The sequence below is a fragment of the Citrobacter sp. Cb041 genome (assembly GCF_030336655.1).
Classification (GTDB): Bacteria; Pseudomonadota; Gammaproteobacteria; order Enterobacterales; family Enterobacteriaceae; genus Citrobacter; species Citrobacter braakii.
In genome coordinates this window covers 583,203-600,659 of the sequence record NZ_JAOWDD010000028.1, presented here as the reverse complement: position 1 = coordinate 600,659, position 17,457 = coordinate 583,203, and the positions used below count along the sequence as shown (strand labels likewise).

Genomic DNA, 17,457 nt, shown 5'->3' with positions numbered 1-17,457 from the left:
TATAAGAACTCTCCGCGCCGGGCATTACGGCGATAAAAACAACTTTTTACCTTTTAACCTTCCCGTTTCGCTCAACTTAGTATAAAAAAGCAGGCTTCAATGGATAACTTTCAAAGCCCGGAGCAACCTGTGAACATATCATCAGTTTCCCGTCTGGCGCTGGCAATGGCTTTTGGCGTGACGCTGACCGCCTGTAGCTCTACGCCGCCCGATCAAATTCCTTCCGATCAGACCGCGCCAGGTACCTCTTCGCGCCCGATCTTGTCGGCCAATGAAGCGAAAAACTTCGTTGCTGCGCACTATTTTTCCGCGCTGACGCCAAACACCGCGCCGTGGAGCCCTTCTGCTATTTCTCTGCCTGCACAGCCTGACTTCGTGGTTGGCCCGGCAGGGACTCAGGGCGTCACCCATACCAGCATTCAGGCTGCGGTTGATGCGGCAATCATCAAACGTACTAACAAACGTCAGTACATTGCGATTATGCCGGGCGAGTATCAGGGCACGGTATATATCCCGGCAGCAACGGGAAGTCTGACGCTGTACGGTATGGGCGAAAAACCGCTGGATGTGAAAATTGGCCAGGCTATTGATGGTGACATGAGCACCGCAGACTGGCGTCGTACGGTGAACCCGGGCGGTAAATACATGCCGGGTAAACCGGCGTGGTATATGTTTGATAATTGCCAGAACAAGCGCGGCACAAATATTGGCGTGATGTGTTCTGCCGTCGTCTGGTCGCAAAATAATGGTCTGCAATTGCAGAACCTGACCATCGAAAACAATCTGGGTGACAGCGTTGATGCGGGTAATCACCCGGCCGTTGCGCTACGTACCGATGGCGATAAAGTGCAGATCAATAAGGTCAACATCCTCGGTCGCCAGAATACGTTTTTCGTGACTAACAGCGGCGTACAAAACCGTCTGGAAAACGATCGTCAACCGCGTACTTTGGTAACCAACAGCTACATTGAAGGCGATGTGGATATTGTTTCCGGTCGCGGCGCCGTGGTGTTCGATAACACCGATTTCCGCGTTGTGAACTCCCGTACTCAGCAGGAAGCCTATGTGTTTGCACCAGCGACGCTGTCAAACATCTACTACGGCTTCCTCGCCACAAATAGCCGCTTCACGGCGAGTGGTGATGGCGTGGCACAGTTGGGCCGCTCGCTGGATGTCGATTCAAACACTAACGGTCAGGTCGTTATCCGCGACAGCGTGATCAACGAAGGCTTTAACATGGCAAAACCATGGGCTGACAGCGTTATCTCGAAGCGTCCTTTTGCCGGTAATACCGGTGCAGAAGATGACAAAGGTGAAATCCAGCGCAACCTGAACGACACCAACTTCAACCGCATGTGGGAATACAACAACCGCGGTATCGGTAGCAAAGTGGTTGCCGAACCGAAGCAGTAATCACAGCCATCAAACCGCTGGCGGGAACACTCCCGCCAGCCCCCTTCACCGCTTTCAACGTCTTTTCTTCACACAGGTAATATTTTCACCAACGCAGGTTTAAATTGATCGCGTGAATCAATCTATTTATAGCCATAATAATTCGAGTTGTATGAAGGCAAGCCCAGGCGCTTACCTAAGTAAGTTACAGTAACGTTTAACTGGACAAATATTGTTTTGCCGCTAAACTCACTTTTTAACCTAAAATAGATAAAAAGCCAAGCCATATTAATTTTAATGTATGAGCATTGTCAATATATATCACTCTCCGGAAAAGGAAAATTACCGTAACTTTTTCTAAAAATAAATCAAAAAACCCGTTACGATATTTCCAATATATAATATATATATTGTGAAATTTTATTAAAAAATAACTCATCAGACCAGTCACCTTTATTCCTAATTATCCCATCACAGCTTTTAGCTTCTGGTGATTTACGAAAAATGCCGCATATAATCTTTTGGCACAGTGAGTGCAGGGTTAATTTTTTACAGCAACTAATATCTAAGGATTTATGGATATGAAAAGCATGATTCATTCATGGAAAAGGAAATCAGCGCAGTATCGTGAGCTGAAAAAGCAGAAAGGCGTAACGCTGCTTGAAATTATCATTGTACTGGGCATTATCGGTATTATCGCCGCAGGTGTGATTATTCTGGCACAGCGTGCGTTTAAAGCGCAGGATATTTCTGGGATTATTGACAATACCAACTCCGTTCGTGTTGCAATGAGTGAAGCGTATAAAGACCAGGCAGAATATCCAGTCCCGACAAATAGTATCACTGGTTTGACGAAAGCAAATATCGCCACTGAAGATAGCGATACCCCAATTTCTACCCTGGTGAAAATGGGTAAAGTTGATGTACCAGAAGCCTTTAACGGAATTTCCAGCGATGCGTTTGAAATTGGTGCGGCAAAAATCGCTAGCACTGGTACAAATAAAGGTTTCTATCTTGTTATTAACGGTCTGGAAGTAGAAGACTGTCGTAACCTTGCATCGCAGATAGGTGCCCAGTGGGATTACGTTGCAAGCAGTACAGCAATCGCAGGCGCAGAAGCTGGTGCTGGTGTTATTGACATGAGTGGAGCCGTTAGTTCGACTGTTCTGAAAACCCTCTCAACGGATAACCTGAATCCGACAAACATTGCGAATGCAGACTTCTGTAACGCTACGCCTGAGGGTGCCAGTGCTTTAATCCTGGGTAGTCGCTAATACGCTTATATTTTATGTAGTACTTGTTCTGCCCCCTGAAGGGGGCAGTTTTGCTAAATGGATTTAATAGATGATAAGTAAGCGCAACGCTAATATTTACGAACGTCAGGCAGGCGTCACCCTTCTTGAAATGATTGTTGTGCTTGCCATTATCGGCATGTGCCTGATGACTTATGCCAATTATAAACTAAAAGAAGCCCAGCAAAGTCACCAACTGATTGTCGCTGATATGATCGCCCGTGATATTTCCGGCGTGATGCGATTTGTGGCACAAGACAAACTGGCTACCACAAATAGCGCACAACAAGCCAACCCACTGTACGGAAAAAATACTCACGTCAATATCGCGAATTATGATAACCGCGTTACTAACAGGACATTACAGGATTCACCCGACACGGATGATAATAATTTTTATTCCGGTTGGTCTGCTGCTGTGTCAACACAAACCGATGTATCGCCCACCCGGGGTTCTCGCTATCTGTTTCTGGGTAGCGAATGTAGAAATGGCAATATTGAGAAAGGGAAACTGCCCTTCAAGCTTACGGAGTCTATGCTGCCGTGTGAACTGCGCCCTGGCGCCGAATCGCTGGAGTTAGTGCTGGAACGCGTGGACTTCGTCAACAACAGTCGCACCAGCGGGTTGGGCATTGAACGTGTCGACTTCTATCTCGTCTACCAGACAGATGCCGAGAACGAAGGTCTCCATTTTGCCGGATTTATTAAGCCGCTGGAAAAAGCGCTGAAAAGTGTCGATCTCGGTTATCTGCAGGCGGTGGTGTTTGAAATCGAGGGTAACGGTAATTTTAACCTGGTAACAACGGCCTCAGGCCAACCGCTGCAGATGGGTGACGTTCCCAATCATATGAGCAGGCTTGATACGAATAAACGTTACGGCATTCGCTTAAGCTTAGACAAAAGCAGTGAAGATATAGCTGCCGATGGTTCTGTTCCGGCTGCCAAGCTGTGCTGGAACGATGCCAAAGGCGAGGCCGGACCGTGTATTACGGCGATTGATGAAGACCGCCTGCTGATTACCAGCAGCGATGCAACGGGCAAAGATAAAAACGAACCGGCGATGTGCTGGAGCAGAGAGCAAAACAAGAGCACGCTGTGCCTGGCGGCAATGAACAGCAACGGCGTCAATCCGGATGGCAGGCTTAATCCAGACGGCACGCCGTATAATCCGGACGATCGCATTCTGCATCTGCGTACCAGCGCGGATAAAACAGACGGTAGCGAAGTGGATCCTGCTTCGCCGAGCTCGCTCAAAGGCACCACCGGCACGCTGTACGCCAATATCGTGATGGAAAATACCTCGCGCAAGCATCCGGAAAAATGGTATGTGGCTTACAATGGAACTGATGCTGACAGGCTTAAAAACGGTATCCAGGATGATGATGATACCAGTAGCTTACCTAATCAATTTGCAGATGCTTTCCATGGTCAGTATGAGCTGGTGACGCCCACCACCACCTTTTATCAGTCATTCAAAAACGATTACCCGCAGGGTAAAGGTCCGACAGGAGCTGATCCTGTTTATACAGCCGCAAATGATAGTACAAATTACAACAAGCTCTTAAGTGAGCCGGGCGTGATTCGTTTACCGTTGCAAACGTGTCCTAAAGTAACCGGTATCGATAAAGACCGTAAAACCAAGCTGCGTAGCCTCTATCCCCGCCTGTCGGTCGCCATATCATCTGTCGCGGCAGATGAGGATGATGGGGCAAACAAAACCGGTGGCTATTTCGACTATACCCAGCAGGGGGCAACCCGGACGAATAGCTACAAGAGTCAGAACGATCCGAAACCTGTGGGCGCGGTAGCCGCTGTGGCGATCCAGGCCAACATCGTGGTGAACAAAGATATTGTCTCTGCCAACGTCCCGGATAAAGTGAACGTAAACGGAATCTTTGAAGACTGGATCGCGGAGAAATGGTTTAAAGGCACAGGTAATAATCTGGACGAGCCCTTCTGGTTAATCAGCGCCGCGTCGGCAACAATTACCCCAGGTGGCAAAAAAGATGTGAATAAAATAAACCCACAGTCTCTCTCGGTGGTAATTAACCAGTGGTGCAGCACAATCCCGCAGGGGGGAATGATTTCATCCGAAGGTTACGCCTGGACTGAGGCGGAGCCGAATAAGTATGTGCTCCATTCTCTTGTTGCGGAAGATAACGATCTTAAATTTTATAAAGAAAACGGTGATGAACTTAAGATTCCGGACCATGAAAGAAACACCTATTAATCATTGGAAGAGTAAGATGAAAAAAAAATGGATAATTGGGGCTGCCGTGTCCGCATTATTAGGCAGCCAGGGAAGTTTTGCCGCCAGCGCGCCAGCCGGGCAAAAAATTGACGCAGGGATGTTAACCACCACGCCAGTGAAAGAAAGTACAACCACGCCGCGAAATCCCTTTTCCGGAGATGATACGGTGAAAAGCGTCGCGCCTGTCAGTGCTCCAGTGGTGGAAATAAAAATTGATTTACTGGAAGAGGAGTTATTAAGCCAGCAACTCTCAAAATGGGCGCAGCAAAATGGCTATAAGTTGCTCTGGAACAGCTCAACTGATTTTGTTATTTACAAGGCAATTCATTTGCAGGGTAAATCAACACAGGATGTGCTGGTTAAGCTTGGACAAGTATTTACGTCAGAAAACTACGGGCTGGTGATAAAAGACTACCAGGCGAATAACGTACTGATCATTGATGAGCAGTAATTAAGCAAGGGAATAATGCTATGAAAATTAAAGTTTCGCTTCTGGCGTTGACGCTGGCTCTTCAGGGTTGTACGTCTATTGATACCAAGTACGATAAAAGTATTGTCCCGCAGGAAACCGGCAACCCGACCACTGCGGATGAAATGAAAACGACCGGTTATATGAAATATAACGAGCCTTATCTGGGCAAAAAGGTTGAATATAACTCCCGTAAACAGGCGCTGCTGCGTAAGCAAGTGAGTATTCAGTCTTACGAGCCTACCGATCTGGCGACAATTCTTGAGGCGGTGACCGCGCAAACCGGTATTAGCTACCGTATTAATACTTCCGTTCCCGGTGGAAAATCGGATGCGGGGGAACCGGAGTTCCGTAGCGTTAAATTCAACGGAACGTTTGAGGAATTTACCCGCTATATTTCCGCGCTGTATGACGTGAATCCGCTGCTGGATAACAACGGCGTACTGGTCGTCTCTTATTTCCAGAACTATGTGCTAAAGCTCGATTTTTACGGCGAAGACAACAAGTTTGAGACCAGTCTCGATCTGTCCGGTAATGAAGCCACTTCCGGCGGCGGTCTGAAAGGCAAAGCCGAAACCAAGTTTGAATCCAGCTTCTGGGACGACGTTGAGGATATGGCGGATAAATTCGTCTCCAGCGGCGTTTACAGTATTTTCAAAGACGCCTCGATTCTGACGATCACCGCGCGTCCTTCGGAATATCACGCGCTGAATGAGTCACTGAAAAAATTTCAGGCGGATAACACCCGTCAGTTTGTCGTGACTTACAAAATATTCACCCTTGATAAGCGCAAAACGAAAGAGCTGGGCGGTGGGGTCAATATGACCTTCAACGACGGGACCTCCTCTTTTGGTATCGACAGCTCAGAAATGCTGATGAAGCTCTCCGGCGGCTTAACCGCAGGCTGGACCAATCAGCATATGAATATCAGCTCTCAGTTGGATGCCCTGTACGAACTCACCGGCAGTAAGGTGATCCAGAGCGGTTCGTTTATTACCCGTAATAACATCCCTATTCCGCTCAACATGACCACGTCGCAATATTATGTCTCCAGCCGTACCAGGGAACAAGATTCCAATACAGGAGACGTCAGTACGGAGGTGGAAACCACGGAACTGGTCACCGGCACCAGCTTTATTCTTACCCCGCGTATCTTAACCGACGGGCGAATTGAAGTGGCCAGCGGCTTTACCAAGCGCTACCTCAACTCAATCGATACCTTTGATGAAGTTCAGTTGCCGTCGGTAAGCACGACGGAAATGTTTAACATTTCCACAATTACGCCGGGTAGCCTGCTGCTAGTCAGCAAATACGAAGCGAAAGAGGATTCTGACGGTCAGGGATGGTCGGTGCTGGCAGGCTCAGTTACCAACAACGAGCATGTCGAAACCGTGGTGATGGTAGTCGGTATTGATAATTACCGTGCCCCAACGCAGACCCGATGAGGGCATCATGCTTAAGCACTTATCAGAAAATCGGGTATTAATTGATCTGGTCTGGAGCTACGAGCCCACCTCTCACGAACCTTATTATCTTGACTGGCTGGCACATATACGGCGAACCCATCGCCAGTTAACGATCTTGTCGGATGAAGGGGAAATGGTTACGGGTTTCTGTACTAAACACTCCACCTTATATGAGCCTTTCGCTCTGTGGATGAAAGCCCTGTACGGTAACGGTATTTATTACTATGAGCAGGCGGAAAGCTACTATTTCCTGATTATCTCGCACGGTGTTCCCGTTTCGGGCAGCGACCGTCTGGTCTCCAGACGCTTCTGGATGAAGCTGAAAGAGCAACTGAAAGAATCGCCACAGTATGCGGATCTACCGTTAATTCAGTTAACGGAACAGCACATTGAGGCGGTGATTGAAGGCTGTACTGAACATCAGCGGCGGCAGAAAAAGCGGCGACAGATGATGATCGGCGCTCTGATAGCAGGCGGCATCGTATTTTTACTGGTGTTTATGACACTACTGAAATTATTTATAAAAGGATGAGAACGTGGCGGTCTCTGAAAATCTCTATTTCTGGAAGCGTCGTAATATAGGGGGCGGTTCTACCGGGCGAGGAGGTAATATTATCGTCTGGGTTGTTACGCTACTGATTTTATTAGCTGGCGGCGGATCGGGCTATTACTATTTTATCTGGAAACCGGAGCAGGAACGATTGGCCAGAGTCCAGGCTGAACAGGCTGCCCGCCAGCAAAAAATCAAAGCTATCGAAGATTTTTATCGCAACTCGCTCACGGGCGGCAGCATTTCTGATGCCAGCCTGCTGCTGGAGCAGCTCTTGCTGGCGAATAAAAAACTGTCGCAGGTGGGCTTTGCGCCAAAAAGTATTGAATGTACCAGTACGGGCTGTTCACTCAGCTATGCGCTGAATCCAGGGCGGATATTTAGCGTGGCCGATATTAATCTCTGGAGCAAAACCTGGTCGCCCAGTTTTTCAAAAAACACGCTGGACTATACGGGCATTGAGTCCGGGATGAATAAACACCCGTGGCTCAGCGCGTGGCAGAGTAAAAAAACGGTCAATCTGCCGGTCTGTACCGATGTATTAAGTTATATCAGCACCTGGAACTCATTAGGCGGACGAAATACCGAACTGGTATTAACGGGGATGCCCTCCTCTGCCGTCGGGCAAAATGAAAGCGCGCTGAAAAGTGCGGTAACGTCATTCGGCATGCTGTTCGCCGGTTGGACGATCACCTCACCGACCAAAATGGATTTCTCAGGCGTGTCGTTGGTGTTGAATAAACAACCCTTTGCCGACGCGTTTATTATCAAATCAATCGTATTCAATGAAAACTCAACGCTCGTTACCGGAGGACTGGCATGCAAAAAGGGAAATTAATCATTGCGGGAATAGTGTTGACGCTTTCACCTGCTCTTTACGCCGCAGATACGGCAGAAATCATCCCCGCGCAGCAGGTTGTGCAAGCGGAAGGCACGCCGCCGTTAAGCGACGTATCGCCGATGCAGGATCACGTTGTTGAGATGATAGAAAAAGATTTCAACTTCGAGAGCCAGTACCGCGAGCTGGCGAATCAGCTTGCGCTGGAAAAAGTCCGCAGCGAGCTGCGTAAGCTGCGCGGTGAGAAAAAGGCGGATAGCGCAGCGGTTATGCCGATGAGCACCGCCAGCACAATGGATGATATTAGCGCTTCCCCAGGAGCAACGTCAGAATCTGCGCCAGGGCTGCGGCCGCTGCTGATTTCCGAAATCGCGGGCCAAAAACGCGTGGCGATTGCCGGCGCCGACGGCGGCGTGAAGATGGTGCCGCTGAATCAGCGTTTTAGCTACGGCGGTTATGACTATATTGCGCGTCATAACAAGGCAAATGACGTGACGGTCGAGGTTGTGGGTAAGTGATCGATTATATCCAGTTTAACGAGGAGAACATTCATTCTCAGGAGTGGCAATTCCAGGAGTATGACGGCGATATTCTGGTTGCTGAGCATGCGGATGAAGCCTGGTTACTGGTATCCACGCCTTTGATTGATAATCTGGCACCAATGCAGGCGGTGTGCCACCGCCTGCAGGTTTCCCATAATATTCAGGTTAAGGGAATAGCGCAGGTTACTGAGAAAAATTATTACCTGATCGTAGAACAGCTACTGTCGGCGGGAAGTAAGCTGCTTGAGCAGGAAAGCAGTAACACACAGCTTGCGCTGGAAGAGATGCTGAAAAAGGCCGTGGGGTTAAAGGCCAGCGACCTGCATATCACCCGTAATGATATGGTGGCGAATATTGAGCTGCGCATTAACGGCGTGCTTTGTCCGTTTATACAGATGAAGGCGTCACGCTGCGATGAGCTGGTGTTCGTGCTCTACAACGTTGAGGCAAGCACCCGCGACACCACCTGGAACCGCAATATTGCGCAAAACGCCAATATCCTCTATTCGCTGGCGGGGAAAAGCTACCGCTTCCGCTATGCGCACTATCCGATATTTGGCGAGACCAGCGATTGCTATCACGCGGTATTGCGTATTATTCCATCGGGTCTGGACAGAGCCAGCGTCGCGAGCCTGGATAAGCTTGGCGTTTCCGATGAGGAAATTAGCGACCTCAAAAGGATCCTGAGTAACCCCTACGGCGCATATATTATTGCCGGAACAACCGGTTCGGGAAAATCCACCACCCTGAAAAATCTGATGGAGTGGATGCAGATCAACCGCTACGACAATCGCGGCTGTTTTCTGACCGTAGAGGATCCGGTCGAATATCAGATCTATGGCGCAACGCAAAGTTCGGTATTAAGCGGCGAGTCAGGAGGATTCCATTCGGCGATCAAATCCTCGCTGCGTCGCGACCCGGACGTACTGATGGTGGGGGAAATTCGCGACAATATCTCTTCTAACGCGCTGGCCGGGGCGGTGGAAAGTGGTCACTACTGCTTTACCACCGTGCACGCAGGCAACATCGTTTCGTTATTGCAACGCTTATCCGCGCTCGGTATTACCAGCGATAAGCTTTCAACGCCGGGCTTTATTGCGGGCTTACAGTGCCAGAAGCTAATACCGGTACTGTGCCCGCAGTGTAAAACGTCGTTACGGACCGCCGCCATTAAGGGACGCGAGTTCCAGCTTTATGAAAAAAACGCTGAAGGCTGTCCGGCCTGTAAACACACCGGTATTGGCGGACGCCAGTTGGTGATGGAGTATTTGCTGCCAGTGTATGACGAGCTGGAGGCCATTGCTGAACAGAAGTGGCTTAAAGTTTATACCGTCTGGCGCGCGAAGCGATTAAAACAGACCGGCCTGAGCGAAGGATTCGAAATTAAAGAAAAAACGATGGCGGCGGTACTTCAGGGACGCGTGTGCGCGACCTGGTTTCAAATGGAATTTGGGCAAGTCGTTCAGGAAGAGCTGGAGGTAATAGTTGAAAAAATTCGGTAAGAAACAGCGTATTTATCTTTATCAGTTTTGCGCAGACATGATTAACGCTGAGCTTCCGCTGTATGATGCGCTGCAAAAATTACGCGCGGAAGGGGAAAAACTGCTCGGCAAAGGATTTGCTAAACGTCTGGAAGAGCTAACTGCGAAAATGGCGAAAACCACCTCTATTGCGATGGTTTTCGAGGGGCTGGTCCCTGAATCTGAACTGAGCGTGATTAACGCAGCGGAACGCAGCGGCAGCCTGGCTGACGGTTTTATCACCCTGGTAAACGTGATTAATTATAACGATGAACTGCGCAAGAAAATCGTCGGCGCCATCACCTTCCCGCTCATTATGCTGGTCCTGTCGCTGGTGGTGATAGGCGGTTATGCTTATAAAGTGTTCCCGGCTTTTGAAGGCGTTGTACCGGTTGAAAAATGGCCTGGCGTCACCAGCGCTCTCTATATTTTTGGGATGGCGCTGTGTAAAGGGCTGTGGATATATATCCTCATTGGTTTTATTGCGCTGGTTACCGTGATCAAAATAGCAATGGGCAAAATGACCGGGAATATTCGTAATCAGTTTTTTGACCGAATTATGCCGTTCTCAACGTATAAGCAGTTGACTGCCTCTATTTTTCTCAACAACCTGGCGCTGATGTTAAAAAACGGCATTCCGCTCAATGATGCACTCAGCATTATTAACCTGAACTCCAGCCGCTGGCTGCGCTGGCACCTGGCCGGGATGCAGAAGAAAATGGCGGCGGGCGTCAGCTATGGGGAGGCGCTCAACTCGGGTTTACTGAACACGGAAACGCTGCTTAATATCAGCCTTTACGCCGCGCTACCTTCGTTTAATGAGGTGCTGCTGGCGGTATCGAATAAATCACGTGAACACATTCGGGAATATATCACTAAACTTTCCGGGTTATTAAAAGCGCTCTCCACGCTGATATTAGGCGGTTGCGTAATATGGGTTTTTGCCGCGTTGTTTTCGCTCAGCGACAAGCTGGCGGCGATGGGCGCCAGCGGTTCTTTTTAGGAAAATTAAATCATGGAACTGTTAATGCCATGGATGGTGGCTATTTTTATCCCACTTGGATTGCTGTTTGGCAGCTTAGCCAACGTGATTATTTATCGTCTGCCGCTGATGCTTGGCGTAATAGATGAGGATGATTCAGAAGGGGCGGCGGTTAATTTGTGGTGGCCGCCGTCGCACTGCCCTGCCTGTAAATCGGATATTAAGCCCTGGGATAATATTCCGGTTCTCAGTTGGCTGTTACTGAAGGGCAAATGCCGCCAGTGCGGCATTGCGATCCCGGTTATTTATCCGATTTCTGAACTGGCGATGGGGTTGGTATGGGGGGCGCTGGCCTGGTTTTACCTGCCGCAATGGTCTCCTCAGCTCGCGCTGGCATATGCGCTGTTGTTTATGGTGCTCTACAGCGCGGCGGTTATCGATTTTAAACATCTGATTCTGCCGGACGCGCTGGTCTTCACCGTGCTCTGGGGCGGGCTGCTGCTTGCCGCATCGGGCTACTCCATGGTGCGGGTGAAGGACGCAGTTTACGGCGTCGCCGCCGCCTGGCTGCTGCTGTGGGGCGTGATGAAGCTGTGGGAGACGTTGTGCAAACGCGACGGTCTGGGCTACGGCGACGTCAAGCTCTACGCCGCCTGCGGGGCATGGCTTGGCTGGCAGCGCCTGCCGGAATTACTCTGCTTTTCGGCGCTGGCCGGGCTGCTGTTTTACGTCTGCGTGCGGTTCTTTTATACGCAAGAGGATGACAAACATCGCTTTTATATTCCGTTCGGTCCGGCTATCGCGCTGGTCGCGTTTTTACTGCTGCTCTGACGGGGGTCGATCGTGTCGTGTCTGATATGGAGCGTATGGCTAACAATAGCGCCGCTGGCGACGACCAGCTGCGAGCAGGCCTGGCAGCAGGCTTTCGTTCCGTCATTACAGGTGGCGCAAGTGTGGTCAGAAGAGAACCTGAAGATATCGTCCAGCGCTGCGGCGGTGGTTGATGATAACGCGCCGGTACGCTTTATCTGGCCCGTGGCAAAGCGCCAGATCAGCTCAGGATTTGGACAACGCCTGCACCCTGTGCTGGGGCGCATGATGCAGCATAAAGGGATGGATATTCCTGTGCCATTCGGCAGCAGCGTGCATGCAATTGCCGACGGCGAAGTGGTGGAGAGCGGCTACGGTCGCGGCACCGGATACTTTATCACTCTCCGTCATGCAGACGGCTGGCTGAGCCGCTATTTTCATCTCGCCTCTGCGCGGGTGCGTAAGGGCGAAAAGCTGACGGCGGGCGAAGAGATCGCCGCATCCGGCAGCAGCGGTTTTAGCACAGGTCCGCACCTGCATCTGGAAATTGCCTGGCGGGGCGTGGCGCTCGACCCACAGCCCTTGCTGAACAACACCCCGCTGCTGGCGCGCTCCGGGCGGGCGTCCACGGAAGAAAAATCCGACGCTCAGCCTCGGGTGGTGCTGGTTTCTCAGGGACCGGGCGGAACACGGATTACCGTCCGGTTTAACAACAAAACGCGCACCGTGGCACCAGGTAGTATGGTGTTTGGCAACTATCAGGTCGTGCTGTTGCGCAGTGGTAAATATCAGATTATTTCCGCTGTATAACAAGGAGCTACACAATGGAAAAAAAGAAAAGGATCGCTTTATCGGCGGGGTTGCTGGCGGCAGCGCTGCTTTTTAACCCTGGTGTGTTGGCAAGTGACGACACTCAGGAGCCAGAGAACAGCAAAGGGCATTTTGGCTTTCTGCCTCCGCAGCCACCGCTGAAACTGCCGGGATCACATTATTTTCTCGTTAAGGTTTCGAGTGATTTTAACAGTCTGGGTATGCCATCGCCTGGACGCTATCAGACCACAGGCGTGAATGTTTACTGGAAAACCAAGGGAATCGATCAGGAGCGGGGGCGTCCGCGATTTTCTTTTATTGGACCAAATCTGCCAAATTGTCCATTTTCGTCCAGTGCGCCCTGTAGCGTTACTTTGGCTAATGCTGATGGCGATAATGAGGACACCGTTGATGGTAAAAAACTGTATCAAATAGGATCAACGGAGCATCTGGAAGGGTTAGTCTGGGTTTATTCTAACACCGGTGCGACTAATGGAAACGATTGGTTTGGTTCCCCCTCACAGAACGAGGACTTTCATTGCTACGACCCAGCGCTATATCGTACTGATTATAGCAGGAGAACGCGATTTTTTCGGGGGTTTTATTGGGGATTTAAAGATTGCGGAAATAACATAGAAAACAAAGCAGACATCGTGTTCGATTCTAATGGTCAGTTTGTTCGCACGACTGAGCCTGATAATGATGTCCAGCTTTCTGCTATGTTCAATACGCAAGATCCAGAACTCTGCGAAGATGCGGGTTCCTTATACTGTGGTGGTTATCAACGCCCCGGTACTGCGGGAGGTAAACCCAGCGGCTATATCTATATCCCCAGTAATAATCTCGAGTATATGATTATTGAGGTAATGGGGTTTGAAGCTAGACTGGGTAATCCAGGTGCTCAGTATACTTTCCCCATTATAGCGATGAAATATACCAGCGTGAGTCCAGAAAACTATGAGATGGAATTTCTCTCAACGCATGACTCGGACAATTCGAATCCGCCCCCCATCCTGAAATCGTTTTATCAGAAAGGTTTTACCTCTTTCAGAAACATGAATCCAGAGGCATCCAACCTCCACTTGAATGAACCGGAACGTAACGACAGCGACGGATACGGTCGCATTTTGGATTTCAGAAATATTGACTATCTGGAGGTGGACATTAAATCTGTCGCCCATATGGAGATACATGGTGACCCCCCCATGGCAAGGGATAATTACACGGGTTCGGGTAGGGGCGGAGTCGGGGTTAGTCTTCGCAAATATGACTGGAAATGTTCAGAAGGCCCTGAAGTAGTCCCTGACGGAGCAGAGCTTAATGGGGCAACAGAAGAGGAATACCTTAAGGCTAATTGTGCCTACAAGATGCGCTATTAATTGCTGACCGGCGGCGTCTGCGCCGTATGAGTTAATTTTTTCCCCGCGAGGTTCACACGGATGTGAACCTCGCTTTTTATCTTTGAACAGGCTTTTCCTGTTCTGACTGGTGGCGTTAGTACGCGTTCACCACGACCCACATCGGGCCCTGCCCCACAGCATAACGCCCCTTCTCTGCCAGCAGCCCCTGCTCGCCAGCAATCTCATACACCGCGATATGGTGCGATTTTTGCCCGGCGGCAATCAGGTATTTACCGCTGTGATCGATATTAAAACCGCGCGGCTGAACTTCAGTAGGCTGGAAACCCTCTTTGGTCAGCACGCTGCCATCTTCAGACACGCTAAAGATCGTAATCAGGCTGGCGGTGCGGTCACAGGCGTACAGATGACGACCATCCGGTGTAATGTGAATATCCGCTGCCCAACGGGTATCAGTGAAATCAGCCGGCATCATATCCAGCGTCTGCACACATTCAATCTTGCCGTACGGATCTTTCAGCGCCCAGACGTCAACGGAGCTGTTCAGCTCATTCACACAGTAGGCAAATTGCTTATTCGGATGGAACGTCATATGACGCGGGCCAGCACCTTCAACGGTGGTCACTTCTGCCGGTTCCTGCGCCACCAGATGTCCATCATCGCTTACCTCAAAGAGACAGATACGATCCTGTTTCAACGCCGGAACCCACAGGATACGGTTATCCGGTGAGATGTTGGCCGAGTGGCAGCCGTCCAGACCTTCAACCACGTCAACCTGTTCCACCGGCAGGCCATCTTCCAGACGCGTGACGCTCACGCTCCCGGCGTTATAAGAGCCGACAAACACGAAACGTCCCTGATGATCGGTAGAAATATGCGTCGGGCTACCCGGCAGCGCAGACTCCGCCGCGAAGGTCAGCGCACCGTCATCAGGCGCAATGCGGTAAGCCAACACGCGAAACTCCGGGCGCACGCCAACATAGAGGTAGCGCTTATCCGGGCTGACGACCATCGGCTGTACCTGACCCGGCACATCAACCACCTGCGTCAGCGTCAAAGAACCATCATGATTCAGGCTCCAGACGTGGATTTGCTGACTTTCAGGGCTGGCGGTATAAACGGTTTGCTTCATGAATACTCCTTTGCTTTTTGGCAGGTGGCTGCAATTGCCTGACACACGCCTAAGGTAGACGCTTTTAACGGTGAATGCTTAATTAAGGCGCAGAATTTTGTCCGGCTCCCGTCTCGGTGTACCATTCCAGCAGACAAAATTCTCAACCTTAATCTGGAAATAACTATGACCGCACGCGTGATTGCCCTGGATTTAGACGGTACCCTGTTGACCCCGAAAAAAACCTTGCTGCCATCCTCTCTTGAAGCGCTCGCGCGCGCCAGAGAAGCAGGATACCAACTTATCATTGTCACAGGTCGCCATCACGTTGCTATTCATCCTTTTTATCAGGCACTGGCGCTGGATACACCTGCAATTTGCTGCAACGGCACCTACTTGTATGATTATCAGGCAAAAACGGTACTGGAATCCGATCCCCTTCCGGTAAACCAGGCATTACAGCTGATCGAAATGCTGGATGAACATCAGATCCACGGGCTGATGTATGTGGATGAGGCCATGCTGTATGAGCGCCCAACCGGGCATGTGGTGCGTACCGCTAACTGGGCGCAAACCCTGCCGCCGGAACAGCGCCCGACCTTCACCCAGGTACCTTCGCTAGCGCAGGCCGCACATGACGTTAACGCCGTCTGGAAATTTGCCCTCACCGACGAAGATATTCCGAAACTGCAGCAGTTTGGTAAGCATGTTGAACAGCAGTTGGGGCTGGAGTGTGAATGGTCCTGGCACGATCAGGTCGACATAGCCCGTAAAGGCAACAGCAAAGGACGACGCCTTACCCAGTGGATTGAAGCACAGGGCGGGTCAATGGAAAACGTCATTGCCTTTGGTGACAACTTTAACGATATCAGCATGCTGGAAGCCGCAGGTACCGGCGTGGCGATGGGTAATGCGGACGACGCGGTCAAAGCCCGCGCCAACATCGTAATTGGTGACAACACCGCCGACAGCATCGCGAAATTTATCTACTCCCACCTGCTGTAATCACGCGGTAATCGATACGCTCTTAATTTGCGCGTACAGCCACAGGCCAGGTTTGATACCCAGTTCATCCCTGGCCCACGGGCTGATCCTCGCCCACAGCGTTTTACCGCCCACTTCAAGCTGAACCTCCACCTGACCATTATCGTCATAGCACTGCGCGACTTTCGCCCGCAGCACGTTACGAATACTGGTCTGCTGCGGCGGTTGAAGCACCAGCGAAACATCAGATGCCTGAATACGAATACGCAGCGCAGTTTGCAGCGGTTGATCCAGCTTATTGACCCATAGATGCTGATCGCCAAGCGCCAGTGCAGTCATTGCGTAATGTGGATGATGTTCCAGCACGCTGACTTTCAGAATGCTGCTTTGCTGTTCCTTTGGTAGCCACGGGTGCATCACGCTGCTGCCCCAGACATCTTCCAGCGAACCGAACGCTTTGACCTGCCCGTTTTCCAGCACCATCACTTTGTCTGCCAGGTGCAAGATTTCATCGAGCGAGTGGCTGACGTACAGCATCGGAATATTAATTTCACCCGCCAGGCGTTGCAGGTAAGGCAACAGTTCGCGCTTACGCGGGATATCCAGCGAGGCTAACGGTTCATCAAGCAACAACAGTTCCGGCGCGGTAAGCAGCGCCCGACCGATGGCTACGCGCTGTTTTTCACCGCCAGAAAGACCGCCGGGCAGACGGTCAAGCAGCGATTCAATGCCCAACAGGGCCACCAGCTTATCAAACTGTCCGGCCATACTTTTCGCCATACCGTAACGCAGGTTGCCGCGCACTTTATAATGCGGAAACAGGCGCGCATCCTGGAAAACATAGCCCACCCGGCGTTTTTCGGGCGTTAAACAGATACCGTTCTCGACGTCGTTCAAAACCCGTCCGTTAAGCACGATGCGCCCGGACTGCGGCTGCGTCAGGCCGCTGATGGCGTTAATCAGAGAGGTTTTACCCGCGCCGGAAACGCCAAAAATAGCGGTGATCCCACTGGCTGGCAGCGTTTCGTTGAGCGTCAGGCAATGCGTCCCCAGCGTTTGGGAGAAATTAAGTTCCAGCATGA

16 protein-coding genes are annotated in these 17,457 nt (G+C 50.6%); 14 read left to right on the top strand and 2 right to left on the bottom strand.

Annotated elements, in window-relative coordinates; translation table 11 throughout:
* Nucleotides 1-129: 129 nt before the first annotated feature.
* The 13 genes from OGV52_RS05360 (at nt 130) to OGV52_RS05300 (ending at nt 14,301) form a co-directional block, all read left to right on the top strand.
* Complete coding sequence (locus OGV52_RS05360; RefSeq protein WP_047502440.1) at nt 130-1,413, top strand: putative acyl-CoA thioester hydrolase; 1,284 nt, start codon at nt 130-132, stop codon at nt 1,411-1,413.
* Between the two features lie 560 nt (nt 1,414-1,973).
* Nucleotides 1,974-2,666, top strand: a complete 693-nt coding sequence (locus tag OGV52_RS05355) for a prepilin-type N-terminal cleavage/methylation domain-containing protein (protein ID WP_200107571.1) — start codon at nt 1,974-1,976, stop codon at nt 2,664-2,666.
* A 70-nt stretch (nt 2,667-2,736) separates the two neighbouring features.
* Nucleotides 2,737-4,914, top strand: coding sequence for a type II secretion system protein (locus OGV52_RS05350; protein WP_047497828.1), 2,178 nt, complete (start codon nt 2,737-2,739; stop codon nt 4,912-4,914).
* Complete coding sequence (locus tag OGV52_RS05345; protein ID WP_287108251.1) at nt 4,874-5,386, top strand: TcpQ domain-containing protein; 513 nt, start codon at nt 4,874-4,876, stop codon at nt 5,384-5,386. Before OGV52_RS05350 ends, OGV52_RS05345 begins: the two co-directional genes overlap by 41 nt.
* Nucleotides 5,387-5,406: 20 nt before the next feature.
* Nucleotides 5,407-6,849 carry a type II and III secretion system protein gene (locus tag OGV52_RS05340; RefSeq protein ID WP_047497825.1) on the top strand — a complete coding sequence of 481 codons (1,443 nt, stop codon included), beginning with the start codon at nt 5,407-5,409 and terminating at the stop codon, nt 6,847-6,849.
* Nucleotides 6,850-6,856: 7 nt separating this feature from the next.
* A complete protein-coding gene (locus OGV52_RS05335) occupies nt 6,857-7,402 on the top strand; it encodes a hypothetical protein (protein WP_047497822.1) in 546 nt (181 codons plus the stop codon).
* 4 nt (nt 7,403-7,406) lie between these two features.
* Nucleotides 7,407-8,258: a hypothetical protein gene (locus OGV52_RS05330; RefSeq protein WP_287108177.1), complete on the top strand. Its 852-nt coding sequence runs from the start codon at nt 7,407-7,409 to the stop codon at nt 8,256-8,258.
* Nucleotides 8,240-8,776: a hypothetical protein gene (locus tag OGV52_RS05325; protein WP_103766051.1), complete on the top strand. Its 537-nt coding sequence runs from the start codon at nt 8,240-8,242 to the stop codon at nt 8,774-8,776. Before OGV52_RS05330 ends, OGV52_RS05325 begins: the two co-directional genes overlap by 19 nt.
* The gene (locus OGV52_RS05320) at nt 8,773-10,302 is read left to right on the top strand and encodes an ATPase, T2SS/T4P/T4SS family (RefSeq protein ID WP_370915971.1); all 1,530 of its coding nucleotides are present in this window, start codon (nt 8,773-8,775) and stop codon (nt 10,300-10,302) included. The genes OGV52_RS05325 and OGV52_RS05320 overlap by 4 nt, the downstream gene beginning before the upstream one ends.
* Entirely contained in the window at nt 10,286-11,323 is a 1,038-nt protein-coding gene (locus OGV52_RS05315) for a type II secretion system F family protein (RefSeq protein ID WP_049282667.1), read from the top strand. Before OGV52_RS05320 ends, OGV52_RS05315 begins: the two co-directional genes overlap by 17 nt.
* A 12-nt stretch (nt 11,324-11,335) precedes the next feature.
* Complete coding sequence (locus tag OGV52_RS05310; protein WP_287108175.1) at nt 11,336-12,133, top strand: prepilin peptidase; 798 nt, start codon at nt 11,336-11,338, stop codon at nt 12,131-12,133.
* A 12-nt stretch (nt 12,134-12,145) separates the two neighbouring features.
* On the top strand, nt 12,146-12,922 hold the full coding sequence (locus OGV52_RS05305; RefSeq protein ID WP_287108174.1) for a M23 family metallopeptidase: 777 nt from the start codon (nt 12,146-12,148) through the stop codon (nt 12,920-12,922).
* Between the two features lie 14 nt (nt 12,923-12,936).
* Nucleotides 12,937-14,301 (top strand): hypothetical protein, encoded by a 1,365-nt coding sequence (locus OGV52_RS05300; protein ID WP_200079508.1) that lies wholly within the window; start codon nt 12,937-12,939, stop codon nt 14,299-14,301.
* Between the two features lie 115 nt (nt 14,302-14,416).
* Here OGV52_RS05300 and pgl read toward each other — a convergent pair whose 3' ends face one another.
* Nucleotides 14,417-15,412 (bottom strand): 6-phosphogluconolactonase, encoded by a 996-nt coding sequence (gene pgl, locus OGV52_RS05295; RefSeq protein ID WP_016156024.1) that lies wholly within the window; start codon nt 15,410-15,412, stop codon nt 14,417-14,419.
* Between the two features lie 165 nt (nt 15,413-15,577).
* On the opposite strand from pgl, the gene OGV52_RS05290 reads away from it, so the two are divergent.
* Nucleotides 15,578-16,396, top strand: a complete 819-nt coding sequence (locus tag OGV52_RS05290) for a pyridoxal phosphatase (RefSeq protein WP_103766048.1) — start codon at nt 15,578-15,580, stop codon at nt 16,394-16,396.
* Here the strand turns inward: OGV52_RS05290 and modC are convergent, their stop codons facing one another.
* The gene (gene modC, locus OGV52_RS05285; protein ID WP_200051433.1) at nt 16,397-17,455 is read right to left on the bottom strand and encodes a molybdenum ABC transporter ATP-binding protein ModC; all 1,059 of its coding nucleotides are present in this window, start codon (nt 17,453-17,455) and stop codon (nt 16,397-16,399) included.
* Nucleotides 17,456-17,457 lie beyond the last annotated feature (2 nt).